The 14,630-nt window shown below is 74.8% G+C and carries 11 protein-coding genes; 5 read left to right on the plus strand and 6 right to left on the minus strand.

The genetic code is table 11. The features are described 5' to 3' along the window. Positions 1 to 109: 109 nt before the first annotated feature. Complete coding sequence (locus HKK73_RS05380) at positions 110 to 811, minus strand: exonuclease domain-containing protein (RefSeq protein WP_114553188.1); 702 nt, start codon at positions 809 to 811, stop codon at positions 110 to 112. A 148-nt stretch (positions 812 to 959) separates the two neighbouring features. On the opposite strand from HKK73_RS05380, the gene HKK73_RS05385 reads away from it, so the two are divergent. From HKK73_RS05385 to HKK73_RS05400, 4 genes are read left to right on the plus strand one after another with little or no spacing between them, the layout of a single operon-like run. Further along, a complete protein-coding gene (locus HKK73_RS05385) occupies positions 960 to 2,084 on the plus strand; it encodes a GuaB3 family IMP dehydrogenase-related protein (protein ID WP_043655795.1) in 1,125 nt (374 codons plus the stop codon). Between the two features lie 7 nt (positions 2,085 to 2,091). After that, positions 2,092 to 2,730 (plus strand): GNAT family N-acetyltransferase, encoded by a 639-nt coding sequence (locus HKK73_RS05390; RefSeq protein ID WP_370512489.1) that lies wholly within the window; start codon positions 2,092 to 2,094, stop codon positions 2,728 to 2,730. Then, complete coding sequence (locus HKK73_RS05395; RefSeq protein WP_144722365.1) at positions 2,727 to 3,782, plus strand: GNAT family N-acetyltransferase; 1,056 nt, start codon at positions 2,727 to 2,729, stop codon at positions 3,780 to 3,782. Before HKK73_RS05390 ends, HKK73_RS05395 begins: the two co-directional genes overlap by 4 nt. After that, complete coding sequence (locus tag HKK73_RS05400; RefSeq protein WP_082774668.1) at positions 3,779 to 5,422, plus strand: succinic semialdehyde dehydrogenase; 1,644 nt, start codon at positions 3,779 to 3,781, stop codon at positions 5,420 to 5,422. The genes HKK73_RS05395 and HKK73_RS05400 overlap by 4 nt, the downstream gene beginning before the upstream one ends. Positions 5,423 to 5,433: 11 nt before the next feature. Here the strand turns inward: HKK73_RS05400 and HKK73_RS05405 are convergent, their stop codons facing one another. From HKK73_RS05405 to HKK73_RS05425, 5 genes are all read right to left on the minus strand, one after another. Continuing rightward, positions 5,434 to 5,979, minus strand: a complete 546-nt coding sequence (locus tag HKK73_RS05405) for a vancomycin high temperature exclusion protein (RefSeq protein WP_253705799.1) — start codon at positions 5,977 to 5,979, stop codon at positions 5,434 to 5,436. A gap of 277 nt (positions 5,980 to 6,256) precedes the next feature. Beyond that, positions 6,257 to 7,312, minus strand: a complete 1,056-nt coding sequence (locus HKK73_RS05410; protein ID WP_171467583.1) for a DUF4031 domain-containing protein — start codon at positions 7,310 to 7,312, stop codon at positions 6,257 to 6,259. Between the two features lie 110 nt (positions 7,313 to 7,422). Further along, complete coding sequence (locus tag HKK73_RS05415) at positions 7,423 to 8,682, minus strand: acetate/propionate family kinase (RefSeq protein ID WP_043656335.1); 1,260 nt, start codon at positions 8,680 to 8,682, stop codon at positions 7,423 to 7,425. Further along, on the minus strand, positions 8,679 to 10,868 hold the full coding sequence (pta, locus tag HKK73_RS05420; RefSeq protein ID WP_043656331.1) for a phosphate acetyltransferase: 2,190 nt from the start codon (positions 10,866 to 10,868) through the stop codon (positions 8,679 to 8,681). The genes HKK73_RS05415 and pta overlap by 4 nt, the downstream gene beginning before the upstream one ends. Continuing rightward, positions 10,865 to 13,366, minus strand: a complete 2,502-nt coding sequence (locus tag HKK73_RS05425) for a phosphoketolase (RefSeq protein ID WP_021482342.1) — start codon at positions 13,364 to 13,366, stop codon at positions 10,865 to 10,867. The genes pta and HKK73_RS05425 overlap by 4 nt, the downstream gene beginning before the upstream one ends. Before the next feature lie 260 nt (positions 13,367 to 13,626). Between HKK73_RS05425 and HKK73_RS05430 the strand changes: the two genes are divergently transcribed. Further along, on the plus strand, positions 13,627 to 14,520 hold the full coding sequence (locus tag HKK73_RS05430; RefSeq protein ID WP_051028280.1) for an SURF1 family protein: 894 nt from the start codon (positions 13,627 to 13,629) through the stop codon (positions 14,518 to 14,520). Positions 14,521 to 14,630: the final 110 nt, after the last annotated feature.

Below are 14,630 nucleotides of genomic sequence, written 5' to 3' on the forward strand. Positions count from 1 at the left end.
ATCGACGCGGCGGCGGGCGCCCTCAGGCCCGCGACCATGCCTTCATCACACGACCTTCACCCGCATCATGAGATATGCCTGCAGGTGGCGCTGCGTGTGTGTGCCCGGGTCAGCCCGGCCAGCGCCCGTCCGCGCCGGCGCCGACGTAGGGCTGGTCGCGGTCCGGGTCCAGGGAGTCGACCCACCGCCGGTGCGCGACGACCTGCAGGTCGTGCAGCGTGACTGGCCCGAGCCCGGCCAGGTCCGGGTACGCGCGCGCGAGCGCGTCGAGCAGGTCGAGCGTCGCGAGCACGTCCCCGTCCGCCGTGTGCAGGGGCCCGACGTCGAGCACCTCGTAGCGCGCGCACAGGTCGACGAGCCGGCGCTTGCCCTCGCGCGCCGGGTCCCACGCCCGGTCGAGCACGAGCGGGTCGAGCACCGGCCGCACGGGCCGCCCCAGGCGCGCGGCGAGCGTCGGCAGCCCGTGCCGCACGAGCTCGGTGTCGAGGATCGCGAGGTCGAACGCGGCGTTGTAGGCGACGAGGGGGACGCCGTCGCGCTGGGCGTCGACGACGAGCGCCGCGATCTCCTCGAGCGCGACGGCGGGGGCCGACCCGTGCGCCGCGGCGTGCGCGGTCGTGATGCCGTGGATCCCCGTGGCCTCCGCCGGGATCTCGACACCCGGGTCGAGGAGCCACGTGCGCACGTGCGTGGCGCCCGGCTCGCGGAGCACGAGCGCGGCGGTGACGACGCGGTCGACGTCGACGTCGAGGCCCGTGGTCTCGGTGTCGAGACCGAGCAGCGGTCCCGCCGTCCAGGGCGTCGTCGTCATGGTCCACCTCTGCCGTCCGGTCGGGGCCCGGGGCGCCCGGCGCTCCCGTCGTCGCCGGACGTCCCGGCGACGAGCGTCACCCTGCCAGCGCCCACCCACACGGTGGTCGGTGCAGGTGACGGGCACGGCCCGCCGGTAGGCTGACCCGGTGAGCAACGAGATCGAGATCGGACGTGGCAAGCGCGGTCGGCGCGCGTTCTCCTTCGACGACGTCGCCGTCGTGCCCTCGCGGCGCACGCGCGACCCGGAGGAGGTGTCGGTCGGCTGGCAGATCGACGCCTACCACTTCGACCTGCCGATCCTCGCGGCGCCCATGGACTCGGTCATGAGCCCGGCGACCGCCGTCGCGCTCGGCAACCACGGCGGCCTCGGCGTCCTCGACCTCGAGGGCCTGTGGACCCGCTACGACGACCCGACCGCGCTCCTCGAGGAGATCGCCGCGCTCGAGCCGCTCGAGGCGACGCGCCGCATGCAGGAGATCTACGCCGAGCCCATCAAGGCCGACCTCATCACGCAGCGCCTCAAGGAGATCCGTGCGGCGGGCGTCACCGTCGCCGCGGCCCTGTCGCCGCAGCGCACCCAGGAGCACTACCAGACGGTGGTCGACGCCGGCGTCGACCTGTTCGTCATCCGCGGCACGACGGTCTCCGCCGAGCACGTGTCCGGCGTCGCGGAGCCGCTCAACCTCAAGCGCTTCATCTACGAGCTCGACGTCCCGGTCGTCGTGGGCGGCGCGTCCACGTACACCGCGGCGCTGCACCTCATGCGCACGGGCGCCGCGGGCGTCCTCGTCGGCTTCGGCGGCGGCGCCGCCCACACCACGCGGGTCTCGCTCGGCATCCACGCGCCCATGGCGACCGCGGTCGCGGACGTCGCGGCGGCCCGCCGCGACTACCTCGACGAGTCGGGCGGCCGCTACGTGCACGTCATCGCGGACGGCGGCGTCGGCCGGTCGGGCGACCTCGTCAAGGCGGTCGCGTGCGGCGCCGACGCGGTCATGCTCGGCGCGGCGCTCGCGCGGGCCGAGGAGGCGCCGGGCAAGGGCTGGCACTGGGGCTCGGAGGCGCACCACGCCCAGCTCCCGCGCGGCGAGCGCGTGCGTGTCGGCACGGCCGGCACGCTCGAGGAGATCCTCTTCGGGCCGGGCCGCCAGGCGGACGGCACGCTCAACCTCGTCGGCGCGCTCCGCCGGGCCATGGCGACGACCGGGTACTCGGACCTCAAGGAGTTCCAGCGCGTCGAGGTCGTCGTCTCCCCGTACCAGCCCCGCTGAGCCCGCCGTGGCCGGACGCATCGCCGACGGTCCGCGCCTGACGCACGCCGGCGACGGCGCGCCGGGCGGCAACGGCTCCGTGCCCGCCGCGGGCGCGGGCCGCCCGGAGACGGACGTCGCGGACGCGGTCTCGACGGAGGCCTCCACCGACCTGGTCTTCACCGAGGTCGAGGACGCCGACGTCGAGGCGGTCGTCGCGCTGTGGCGGGAGTGCGGGCTCACCCGGCCCTGGAACGACCCGTACCGCGACCTCGCCGACGCCCGCCTGGGCGAGACCTCGACGGTGCTCGTGGGCCGTGCGACGCGCGACCTGCCCACGGTGGCCCCGGACGGTGCTCCCGAGACGCCCGGGGTCGCGGCCGGGGAGCTCGTCGCGACGGCGATGGCCGGCGTCGACGGGCACCGTGGCTGGCTCTACTACGTGGCGGTCGACCCACGCGTCCAGGGGCGCGGCGCGGGTCGTGCGACGGTCGTCACGGCGGAGGCGTGGCTCGCCGCGCAGGGCGCGCGGGCCGTGCGCCTCATGGTGCGCGCCACGAACGACGCGGTGCGCGGCTTCTACGAGCGCCTGGGGTACGCGGACCAGGAGTGCGTCGTGCTCGGCCGCCCGCTCGGCGCCCCGGACGCGCGCGACGCCGGACGATGACCCCCGCCGCCTGGCGGCCGGACGACGACGAGCTCGCCGCTCTCGAGGCCGAGCACGGCGCGCGCGTCGCCGCGCTCGACCCGCTCGTGGCGGTCCCCGCTCTCGGCGCCACCGCGGGCGACGAGCGTCTCCTCGCCGTGCGGCTCCCGGACGGCTCCCGGGCCGCGGGGCTCCTCGGCGTCGGGGACGTCGGACCCGGCTCCGCGGCGGCAGGGTTCCGCGCGCTGCGCGAGCACCGGCTGCGGGCGCGCGCGGCGGGACCGGACGTGGGCGGCGCGGTCCGCGCGCTCGTCGCGGCCTGGACGGCGCGCGTCGCGCGCGACCCGGGCAGCGCACCGGCGGGCGACGGGCTGCCCGAGCGGGGCCCCGCACCCCGCGACCACGGCCTGGCGCTCCTGTGGCCGAGCCGCGACGTCGAGGCCGTGGGCGCCCTCGCGGCGAGCGGCCTGCGCCCGACCGTGCACCTCGCTGCCCGTCGCGGCGCCCCGCCGGCCCGGCCCCGCACCGACCTCCCCGGGATCGTGCTGACCGACGCCGGCCCGGACGACGTGGCCGCCGTCGTCGAGCACCAGCGCGCCGAGCTCGCGTACGACGAGCTCGTGGGCGCGGCCCGCGTCCGGCCGCTCGCGGCCGAGCACCTCGCCGCCCAGGTCGCCGCCGCCGTCGAGCACCCGCGCACCACGGTCCTCGTGGCGCGCCGCCAGGGGCCGGGGGAGCGGACGGGCGAGGTCGTGGGTGTCGTCGCGGTCGAGCCGCCGGAGCGCTCCGGGGCCGTGGCCGGGACCGTCACGACGGGGCCGGTCGCCTACCTCGTCCTGCTGCACGTGACGGGCAGCGCGCGCGGTACCGGGGTCGGCGGGGCGCTCGTCGACGCGGCGCTCGCGCGCGTGCACGAGCAGGCCGGGCCGGGCGCCGTCGTCGTGCTGCACCACGGCGTGCTCAACCCGCTGTCCGCGCCCTTCTGGGCGCGGCAGGGGTTCCGTCCCGCGCTCACCACGTGGGAGCAGCCCGTCGACGCGCTGTCAGCGCCACGACGTAGCCTGTCCCCATGACGAGCTCATCCGGCACACCCGGCTCCGGGCGCGGCGACGGCGCCGCGCTGGACGGCCTGATCGACCCCGAGAACCCGGCCGCGACCTACGTCCTCGAGCCGGAGGTCGTGGCCCCCCTCGCGCAGCGCGTCGTCACGAGCAACGAGGCGGGCATGCACCGCTCCGTCCTGCCGTCCACGGGAGCCCCGCTCGCCGCGGTCCCCGTCTCGTCCGTCGAGGACGTCGCCCGTGCCGTGGCACGCGCGCGGGCCGCGCAGCCGGCCTGGGCCGCCCGCTCCGTGCGCGAGCGCGCGGCGGTGCTGCGGCGCTTCGGCGAGCTCGTGCTCGCGCGCCAGTCCGACGGCCTCGACCTCATCCAGATGGAGTCCGGCAAGTCGCGGCGCAGCGCGTTCGAGGAGGTCGCGGACGTCGCGATCCTCACGCGCCACTACGCCCAGCGCGGCCCGCGCTACCTCGCCGACCGGCGGGCGCCGGGGATGCTGCCCGTGCTCACCGGCACGCGCGTGCACCGCCGTCCCGTCGGCGTCGTCGGCGTCATCGCGCCGTGGAACTACCCGCTGACGCTCGCGTTCGCCGAGGCCGTGCCCGCGCTCGTGGCGGGGAACGCCGTCGTGCTCAAGCCGGACCCGCAGACGACGCTCACCGCGCTGTGGGGCGCGGAGCTGCTCGAGGAGGCGGGGCTGCCCGCCGACCTGTTCCTCGTCGTCGCGGGCGGGGGAGACGTCGGCGCCGCGGTGACCGACCACGTGGACCACATCGCGTTCACGGGCTCGACGGCCACCGGCCGCAAGGTCGCGGCGCGCGCGGGGGAGCGCCTCATCGGCGCGACGCTCGAGCTGGGCGGCAAGAACCCGCTCTACGTCGCGGCCGACGCCGACGTGCGCGCCGCCGCGCGCGGCGCCGTGCGCGCGTGCTTCTCCAACTCCGGCCAGCTCTGCGTGTCGATCGAGCGGCTCGTGCTGCACGAGGACGTGGCGGACGCGTTCCTCGACGAGTTCGTGCCCCTCGTGCGTGAGATGCGTCTCGGCGCCGGGCTCGACTACTCGGCGGACATGGGGTCGCTCACGTCGCAGGCGCAGCTCGACCGCGTGGTCGCCCACGTCGAGGACGCCATCGCGCGCGGCGCGCGCGTCCTCGCGGGCGGCGTGCACCGGGCGGACATCGGCCCGTGGTTCTACGCGCCCACCGTCCTCGACGACGTGCCCGACGACGCGGCGTGCGCGCGCGAGGAGACGTTCGGCCCGGTCGTCTCCGTGCGCCGGGTCGCGAGCGACGACGAGGCCGTCGAGGTCATGAACGACACCGAGTACGGGCTCAACGCGAGCGTGTGGACGCGCGACGCCGCCCGGGGCCGCCGGATCGCGGCCCGCGTCGAGGCCGGGACGGTCAACGTCAACGACGGCTACTCCGCGACGTGGGGGTCCGTCGGGGCCCCGATGGGCGGGTTCAAGGCGTCGGGCCTCGGTCGCCGCCACGGGCGCGAGGGGATCGAGGCGCTCACCGAGGCGCAGACGATCTCCGTGCAGCGCGGCGCGAACCAGGGCCTCACGCTCGACACGCTCTACCAGCTCGGCGGGGAGCTGCCGAGCAAGGTCCTCACGTCGGCGCTCGACGTCATGCGCCGCCTGCGCCTGCCCTGACGGAGCGTCGCTCAGCGGAGCACGGCGTCGAGCACGGCCTTCGTGGCCGCGGGGACCTCGCGGGCGCGGTAGAGCACGGCCTTCCAGGGCTCCACGCTCGCCGCGCTGACGCCGACCCCCACGGCGTCGAGACCGGCGACGCGGCACGAGAACAGCGTGCGCGGCAGGTGGTACCCCTGCGTGACGACCACCGCCGTGCCGACGCCGAACTCCGACGCCGCGCGCGTGCACGTCGCGTGGGTGTCGAAGCCCTCGCGGTCGAGCAGGATCGCGTCGTCGGGCACGCCGCGGCCCAGCAGCCACGCGCGCATCGAGCCGGGCTCGTCGTAGTCGTCGTGCGCGTCGCCGCTCACGAGCACGACGGGCGCGACGCCCCGGTCGTAAAGCTCGGCCGCCGCGTCGAGCCGACGGCGCAGGTACGTGGACGGCGTCCCGTCCGGCCGCAGGCCCGCACCCGGGACGACGATCGCGTCGCTCGGCGGCACGTGCGCGGGGTCGGCGACGTGCGCGCGCCCCACCGCCTGCACGACGACGAACGGCGCCAGCACGAGCACCACGAGCCCGGCGGCCGTCCCCAGGGTCAGGCGCCGCCGTCGGGACCGGCGCGGACGCCCCGACGAGGACCTGTCGGACGACGGTGCTGTTGGGCCTGCTGCTGACGCCGTGGTGGCGGGCGGCGACGCCGGATCGTCGGTCACGTCCCGACCCTAACCTCGCCGCCGCGTCGACCAGGCGCTCCTGGCTGGCCGAGCAGGTGGTCCTGGTCCGTCCGCCGCCCGGGACGGACCAAGACCGCCTGTTCGGCGGATTGGGGTGGAGAGGAAGGGAAGAGGGTCAGGCGGGGGAGGTGAGGGTCGTGAGCTCGGCGGTGAGGTTGGCGCGGGCGCGGTCCTCCCAGAGCGCGGCGGCCTGCGGGGTGCGGAACAGCGTGCCGCCTCCGAGCAGCGCGCGCAGGACGGCGGCCCGCCCGGTGCGGAAGGCGTCGTCGGGCACGTGGGCGTACTCGGCGCGCACCTGGCGGGCGTAGCGCGCGTACCGGTCCGGCGCGGACCCGAGGACGGCGAGGTCGGCGTCCGAGACGAGCGCCCCGGGCCCGTCGCCCGGCGCCGGGGCGTGGTCGGTCGTCACGAGCACGAGCCGCACGACCTCCTCGACCTCGCGGGCACCGAGGTGGCCCGCCAGCCGGGCGTCCGCGAGCTCGGCCGACCGCTCCTCGTCGCGGCCCGCCTCGCCGTCGTGCACGGCGTCGTGGAACCACAGCGCGAGCTGCGTCACCGCCGGCATCGGGCCCGTGCCCGACGCCGCTCCGCCCGATACCGCTCCGCCCGATACCGCTCCGCCCGATACCGCTCCGCCCGATACCGCTCCGCCCGATACCGCTCCGCCCGACGCCGCGCCGCCCGACGCCGCGGCGGCACCTCCGCGGGCGGATGGCCGGGCGGCGTCGGGCACGCCGGGCGGGCGTCCTTCCAGGAGCGCGAGCGAGTCGAGCGCGTGCACGAGGTGCTCGGGTCCGTGGTAGACGCGGTGCGGCTCGTGCCAGCGCTCGACGAGCTCGACGCCGACGTCACGCGCGCCCGGGAGGAGCACGTCCCAGCGCGCGAGGAGCGCGTCGGCCTTCGCCGCGCGCCGCGCCCGGCCGGGGACGCGCAGGCCGGAGGCGCCGAGGCGCCGCGCGAGCTCGCGACCCCCGACGGGCACCGCGCCCGCGGCGACCGCGACGTCGTACCGCTCGGCGGCGACGTCGTAGTGGTCGAGGTCGAACGCCCGCGGGCTCACGCCGATCGACGCCGCGAACGCGTGCAGCTCCGCGAGCGACGCGTCGGACACCAGATGGCTGAACAGCGTCCCGTGCGCGGGCCACGTGGGCGGGTCGATGAGAACGGTCACCGCCCGAGCATGCCACCGACCGGCGAGCCGACGCGCGGGCGTCGGCTCACCGGCCGGGGAGCGGCCTGAGCCGCGCAGGTGTCACCCGGACGAGTCCGGGCGTGCGGGGATCAGCCGGCGCGCGAGGCCGCCTCGACGACCTCGACCGACTGGCGCGCGATGGCGAGCTCCTCCATCGTCGGGACCACCATGACGAGCGTGCTCGTCCAGTCCGGCGAGATGACGCGCGGCTCGCCGGAGTCGACGGCGTTGCGGTCCGGGTCGACGGCGAGGCCGAGCGGCTCGAGCCCCTCGACGACGGCGGCGCGCACCTCGGCGTCGTGCTCGCCGACGCCCGCGGTGAAGGCGACGACGTCCACGCGGCCGAGCACGGCGGCGTACGCGCCGACGTACTTGCGCAGCCGGTGGATGTACACGTCGAACGCGAGTCGGGCACCCTCGTGGCCGGCCTCCATGAGCCGGTGCAGCTCGCGGAAGTCGTTCACGCCGGACAGGCCCTTGACGCCCGAGCGCTTGTTGAACAGGTCGTCGATCTCGTCGATGCTCATGCCCGCGTTGCGCGCGAGGTGGAACACGACGGCGGGGTCGATGTCGCCCGTGCGCGTGCCCATGACGAGGCCCTCCAGCGGGGTCAGGCCCATCGAGGTCTCGACCGGCACGCCGCCCTTGACGGCCGACGCCGAGGCGCCGTTGCCGAGGTGCAGGACGATCGTGTTGAGACCCTCGATCCGGCGCCCGAGGACGCGCGCGACCTTCCCGGACACGTACTGGTGGCTCGTGCCGTGGGCGCCGTAGCGCCGGATCGCGTACTTCTCGGCGACCTCGGCGTCCAGGGCGTACGTCGCGACGTGCTGCGGCAGCCGCTGGAAGAACGCGGTGTCGAACACCGCGACGTGCGGCACGTCGCCGAGCAGCGACCGCGCGACCTCGATGCCCTTGACGTTCGCCGGGTTGTGCAGCGGCGCGAGCGGGGACAGCGAGCGGATCCGCTCGAGCACGCCGTCGTCGACGAGGACCGGGTCGGCGAACAGCGAGCCGCCCTGCACGACGCGGTGCCCCACCGCGTACACGTCGGCGTCCGAGAGCGTCGGGCCGACCTCGTCGAACATGCTCAGCGCGATGCGCAGCGCGTGCCCGTGGTCCGCGACGGGCTCCTCGCGCGTCGTCGTGTTCCCGGCGAACCGGTGCTTGATGATCCCGGACTCCTCGCCGATGCGCTCGATCGTGCCCGCGGCGATCGCCTCGCCGCCGACGGGGTTGACGAGCTGGTACTTGAGCGAGGACGACCCCGAGTTCATGACGAGCACGGACCCGTGCGCGCCGTACGCGCTGTAGGGGTTGGGGCGCTCGCCCTCGGGCAGGATCGTCATGACGTGGCTCCCTGGGAGTCAGAGGTGGGGTCGACGGCGTCGGCCGGGGCCTGCGCCTGGATCGCGGTGATCGCGACGGTGTTGACGATGTCCTGCACGAGCGCGCCGCGCGAGAGGTCGTTCACCGGCTTGTTGAGGCCCTGGAGGACCGGGCCCACCGCGACGGCGCCCGCCGAGCGCTGGACCGCCTTGTAGGTGTTGTTGCCCGTGTTGAGGTCCGGGAAGATGAACACGGTCGCGCGCCCCGCGACGTCCGAGCCCGGCATCTTCGACGCCGCGACGGACGCGTCCACGGCCGCGTCGTACTGGATCGGGCCCTCGACGAACAGGTCGGGGCGGCGCTCGCGCACGAGCGCCGTGCCCCGGCGCACCTTGTCGACGTCGGCCCCCGAGCCGGACTCGCCGGTCGAGTACGACAGCATCGCGACCCGCTGGTCGACGCCGAACTGCTGCGCCGTCGCCGCCGAGGAGATCGCGATGTCCGCGAGCTGCTCGGCCGTCGGGTCGGGGATGACCGCGCAGTCGCCGTAGACGAGCACGCGGTCCTGCAGGCACATGAGGAACACGGACGAGACGACGGACACGCCCGGCTGGGTCTTGATGATCTCGAACGACGGCTTGATGGTGTGCGCCGTCGTGTGCTTCGCGCCCGACACCATGCCGTCCGCGAGCCCGAGGTGGACCATCATCGTGCCGAAGTAGGAGACGTCCTGGACGCGCTCGCGCGCCTCCTCGAGCGTCATGCCCTTGTGCGCGCGCAGCCGCTGGTACTCCGCGGCGAACCGCTCCACGAGCTCGGGGTCGTGCGGGCTGACGACGTGCGCGGCGTCGATGTCGAGGCCGAGCTCCGCCGCGCGGGCGCGGACCTTCTGCTCCTCGCCGAGGATCGTCAGCTCCGCGACCTGACGGCCGAGCAGCGTGGACGCGGCGCGCAGGATGCGGTCGTCGTCGCCCTCGGGCAGCACGACGTGCTTGCGGTCCGCACGGGCGCGCGACAGCAGCTCGTACTCGAACATCAGCGGCGTGACGACCTCGGGCCGGGGCACGTCGAGCCCCGCGAGGAGCGCCGCGCCGTCGACGCTCTGCTCGAACAGCGCGAGCGCCGTGTCGACCTTGCGCTGCGACTCCTTGGTCACGCGGCCCCGGGCGCTCGCGGCGGCGCTCGCCGAGCGGAACGTCCCGAGGTCGGTGCGGATGATCGGCAGGCTCGGGTCGAGGTCCGCGACGAGGCGCGCCGTCGACTCGGGCGGGAAGAACCCGCCGTTGAGGATGACGCCCGCGAGCGACGGGAAGCCCGACGCCGAGTGGGCGGCGAGCAGCCCGATGAGGATGTCCACCCGGTCGCCGGGCGTGATGACGACGGCGCCGTCGGTGAGCCGGTCGAGCAGGTGCTCGAACGACATCGCACCGACGAGCAGGTCGGTCGCCTCGCGCGCGAGGAGCTCCTCCTCGCCGAACGCGAGCGTCCCGCCCACGGCCTCCATGAGGATCCGCACGGTCGGCGCGTCGAGGAACGGGTCCTCGGGCACCGCCCAGCCCGGCAGCCGCGTGCCCGGGGCGGGCTGCGCCGTCGGGCCCGACGACGTGCCGCCCGCGAGCGGCTCGCCGTCCGGTCCCAGCGACCCGAGCAGCGCGCGCACCGCGTCGAGGTCGTCCGGCTGCACGCGGTTCGCGACGACGCCGATGGGCTGCGCGTGCTGCGAGCGCAGCTCGGCGACGCTCACCTCGATGAGGTTGCCCACGGCGTCGGGCGTGCGGCCCTTGCCGGAGACGACGAGGAGGACCGGTGCGCCGAGGTTCGCCGCGACGCGCGCGTTGAACGACAGCTCGGTCGGCCCGGCGACGTCGGTGTAGTCCGTGCCCACGACGACCACGAAGTCGCACTGGCTCGCGACCTCGTGGTACCGGGCCACGATCCGCGAGAGCGCGGCCTCCTGGTCGGCGTGGACGTCCTCGTACGTGACGCCGATCGCCTGCTCGGCGGTGACGTCCACGCCGTCGTGCGCGAGCAGGAGCTCGAGCACGTAGTCCTGCACGTCCGGGCCGGCGGCCCGGGTGACCGGCCGGAAGACCCCGACCCGCTGGACCTTGCGGACCAGCAGGTCGAGGACCCCCAGCGCGATCGTGGACTTGCCCGTCTCGCCCTCGGGCGAGGTGATGTAGATGCTGCGAGCGGTGTCGCTCACTCGTTGTCTCCTCCGGTGTCCTGCACGGCGGCGCTCGCGCCGTTGTACTGCGGGCCACCCTCCTCGGTCGCCGTCTCGCCGACGTCCGGCCACACCCAGTCGCGCACCTCGGGGATGTCCTCCCCGTGCTCGCGGGTGTACTGGCGGGCCGCCAGCCGCGCGTCGACCATCTCCTGGCGCAGGCCCGCGTAGGTCGAGCGCAGGGACGGCACACGGTCGATGACGTCGATCACCAGGTGGTAGCGGTCGATGTCGTTGAGCATGGCCATGTCGAACGGGGTGGTGGTGGTGCCCTCCTCCTTGTAGCCGCGCACGTGGATGTTCGCGTGGTTCGTGCGGCGGTACGTGAGGCGGTGGATGAGCCACGGGTAGCCGTGGTAGTTGAAGATGACCGGCCGGTCCGTCGTGAAGAGCGTGTCGAAGTCCTTGTCCGACAGGCCGTGCGGGTGCTCCTTCTCGTCCTGGAGCCGCATGAGGTCCACGACGTTGACGACCCGGACCTTGAGGTCGGGGATGCGCCGGCGCAGGATGTCCGCCGCGGCGAGCACCTCGAGCGTGGGCACGTCGCCCGCGGCGCCGAGCACGACGTCCGGGTCCTCGCCCTCGACCTCGGTGCCGGCCCAGTCCCAGATGCCGAGGCCGCGCGAGCAGTGCGCGATCGCCTGGTCCATCGACAGGAACTGCGGCGCCGGCTGCTTGCCCGCCACGACGACGTTCACGTACTGGCGCGAGCGCAGGCAGTGGTCGTACGTCGAGAGCAGCGTGTTCGCGTCCGGCGGCAGGTAGACGCGGACGATCTCGGCCTTCTTGTTCACGACGTGGTCGATGAAGCCCGGGTCCTGGTGGCTGAAGCCGTTGTGGTCCTGGCGCCACACGTGGCTCGACAGCAGGTAGTTGAGGCTCGCGACCGGGCGCCGCCACGGGATATGGTTCGTGACCTTGAGCCACTTCGCGTGCTGGTTGAACATCGAGTCGACGATGTGGATGAAGGCCTCGTAGCTCGTGAACAGGCCGTGCCGCCCGGTGAGCAGGTAGCCCTCGAGCCAGCCCTGGCACTGGTGCTCCGACAGCATCTCCATGACGCGGCCGGCGCGCGCGAGGTGCTCGTCGACGTCGGGCCCGAAGAAGTCGGCGTTCCACTGCTTGTCCGTGACCTCGTACACGGCCTGGAGGCGGTTCGACGCCGTCTCGTCGGGGCCGAAGATCCGGAAGTTGTCCGGGTTCTTCCGCACGACGTCGGTGAGCCACTGCCCGAGGACGCGCGTCGACTCGGCGATGCTGCTGCCCGGCCCGGTGACGTCCACGGCGTAGTCGCGGAAGTCCGGCAGGCGGAGGTCCTTGAGCAGGAGGCCGCCGTTCGCGTGCGGGTTGTCGCTCATGCGGAGCGTGCCCTCGGGGGCGAGCGCGGCGACGTCGTCGACCAGGCGGCCGTCCTCGTCGAACAGCTCGTCGGCCCGGTAGGACTCGAGCCAGCCGCGCAGCACCTCGAGGTGCTCCGGCGTGTCCCGGGCGCTCGCGAGCGGCACCTGGTGCGCGCGCCACGAGTCCTCGGTCTTCTTGCCGTCGATGACCGGCGGGCACGTCCAGCCCTTCGGCGTGCGGAACACGATCATCGGCCACGCGGGACGCTCGTCGTTCCCCGCCGCGGCGTCGGCCTTGATCTGCGCGATGTGGTTGAGCACCTCGTCGAGGAGCTGCGCGAAGCGGCGGTGCACCTCGAAGTGGTCCTCGCCGTCGAACCCGCCCGTGAAGAAGTAGGGCGTGTGGCCGTAGCCGATCATGAGGTCGCGCAGCTCGTCGTCGCTGATGCGCGCGAGCACCGTCGGGTTGGCGATCTTGTAGCCGTTGAGGTGCAGGATCGGCAGGACGACGCCGTCGTTGCGCGCGTTCACGAACTTGTTCGAGTGCCAGCTCGTCGCGAGCGGGCCCGTCTCCGCCTCGCCGTCGCCGACGACCGCGGCGACGAGCAGGTCGGGGTTGTCGAACGCGGCGCCGTACGCGTGGGAGAGCGCGTAGCCCAGCTCACCGCCCTCGTGGATCGACCCGGGCGTCTCCGGCGCGACGTGGCTCGGGATGCCGCCCGGGAAGGAGAACTGGCGGAACAGCCGGCGCAGGCCCTCGGTGTCCTGGGTGACGTCCGAGTAGGTCTCGGAGTACGTCCCCTCGAGGTACGCGTTCGCGACGAGGCCGGGGCCGCCGTGGCCGGGGCCGGCGACGTAGATCGTCGACTGGCGGCGCTGCGCGATCGCGCGGTTGAGGTGCGCGTAGAGGAAGTTGAGGCCCGGCGTGGTGCCCCAGTGGCCCAGGAGGCGCGGCTTGACGTCCTCGCGGTCCAGCGGCGTGCGCAGCAGCGGGTTGTCGAGCAGGTAGATCTGGCCGACCGAGAGGTAGTTCGCCGCGCGCCACCAGGCGTCGACCCGACGCAGGGTGTCGTCGTCGAGCGGTGCGATCTCGGCGGGCTGCCAGGCGGTGGACTCGGTGACGGTGGTCGTGCTCATCTCACGCTCCTGCGGGGGAAGGGTCCGTGAACGACTACGGCTTCATACAACCCCATCGACCGGGGGCCTGCACTATTCCTCCTGGCGCCCGGCGGTGTGACCTGCGCCCGCGACGGCACAAAAGGTCCAAGGTCCCGCGCCCGGGAACCACGGCCGAGGACGTTGTCCCCGGCCTCGAGGGCCGGTGGGCGGCGTGTGACGTTCGCCCGCCAGGCGGTCCGGATGCGGGGACCCGCCCGCGCCCCGGATACCGTGGGGTCGTGCCCGAGCCCACCGCGCCCCGCTCGTTCTGGGCGGTCGCCCGCCAGCCCCGGGTCGTCGGGCTGCTCGTGCTCCTCCTCGTCGCCGCGGCCGTGTGCGCGCGGCTCGGCGTCTGGCAGCTCGACCGCGCCCAGCAGCGTGCCGAGCTCGCGGCGCAGCACGAGGCCGCCGAGCTTGAGGCCGCCGGCCCCGAGGGCGTCGGCGTGCTGCTCCCGCCGCAGTCCACGTTCCCCGGCGAGCTCGTCGGGCGGCAGGCCTGGGTCGAGGGCGAGTACGACGCGGAGGGGCAGCTCCTCGTCGAGGGCCGCGCGCTCGACGGCCGCACCGGCTACCTCGTGCTCACCCCGCTCCACGTGACCGACGACGGCACCCAGGGCGCGTCGTGGGCCGACCTCTCGGGCGCCCCGGTCCTGCCCGTCGTGCGGGGCTGGGTCGAGTCGCCCGAGGAGAGCGCCGCGCTCGACCCGCCGGACGGCGTCGTGCGTCTGACCGGCTACCTCCAGGCCTCCGAGGCCGCCGGGCAGGGCGGCTCCGCCCCCGGCCGCACCGACGCGATCTCCACGGGCGAGCTGGTCAACGCGTGGGGCGGGCCGATGTACTCGGGCTACCTCGTGCTGCTGTCCTCGGACCCGGCGCAGCCGTCGGCGGCCGACGGCGGCCCGGCCCAGCTCCCGCGCCCGACGATCGAGGGCGGCACGGGGCTCAACCTGCAGAACCTGTTCTACGCGCTCCAGTGGTGGGTGTTCGGCGGGTTCGCCGTGCTGCTGTGGGTCCGGCTCGTGCGTGACGAGGCGGCGGGCGGCAAGCGCCGCGCGCGCGGGGAGGACGCGGGGATCGCCGGCCTCCCCGGCCCGGCCGACGCCGGCGCGACGGGCCCGCGAACGACCCCCTGAGGACGGGCCCGCGAACGACCCCTGAGAGCGGGTCGGGAGCGCACGCGCCGCGTCCCGGGGCGGGAGCGGACGGACCACCGTCTCACCACGTGACACACCGCTTGCCGGAC

Source organism: Cellulosimicrobium sp. 72-3 (assembly GCF_013127315.1).
Lineage (GTDB): Bacteria > Actinomycetota > Actinomycetes > Actinomycetales > Cellulomonadaceae > Cellulosimicrobium > Cellulosimicrobium funkei.

Bases quoted from the DNA above. Each gene is read 5' to 3' on its own strand.
- HKK73_RS05380 (WP_114553188.1), bottom strand. From the start codon at position 811: ATGACGACGACGCCCTGGACGGCGGGACCGCTGCTCGGTCTCGACACC.
- HKK73_RS05395 (WP_144722365.1), top strand. From the start codon at position 2,727: ATGACCCCCGCCGCCTGGCGGCCGGACGACGACGAGCTCGCCGCTCTC.
- HKK73_RS05400 (WP_082774668.1), top strand. From the start codon at position 3,779: ATGACGAGCTCATCCGGCACACCCGGCTCCGGGCGCGGCGACGGCGCC.
- HKK73_RS05415 (WP_043656335.1), bottom strand. From the start codon at position 8,682: ATGACGATCCTGCCCGAGGGCGAGCGCCCCAACCCCTACAGCGCGTAC.
- HKK73_RS05425 (WP_021482342.1), bottom strand. From the start codon at position 13,366: ATGAGCACGACCACCGTCACCGAGTCCACCGCCTGGCAGCCCGCCGAG.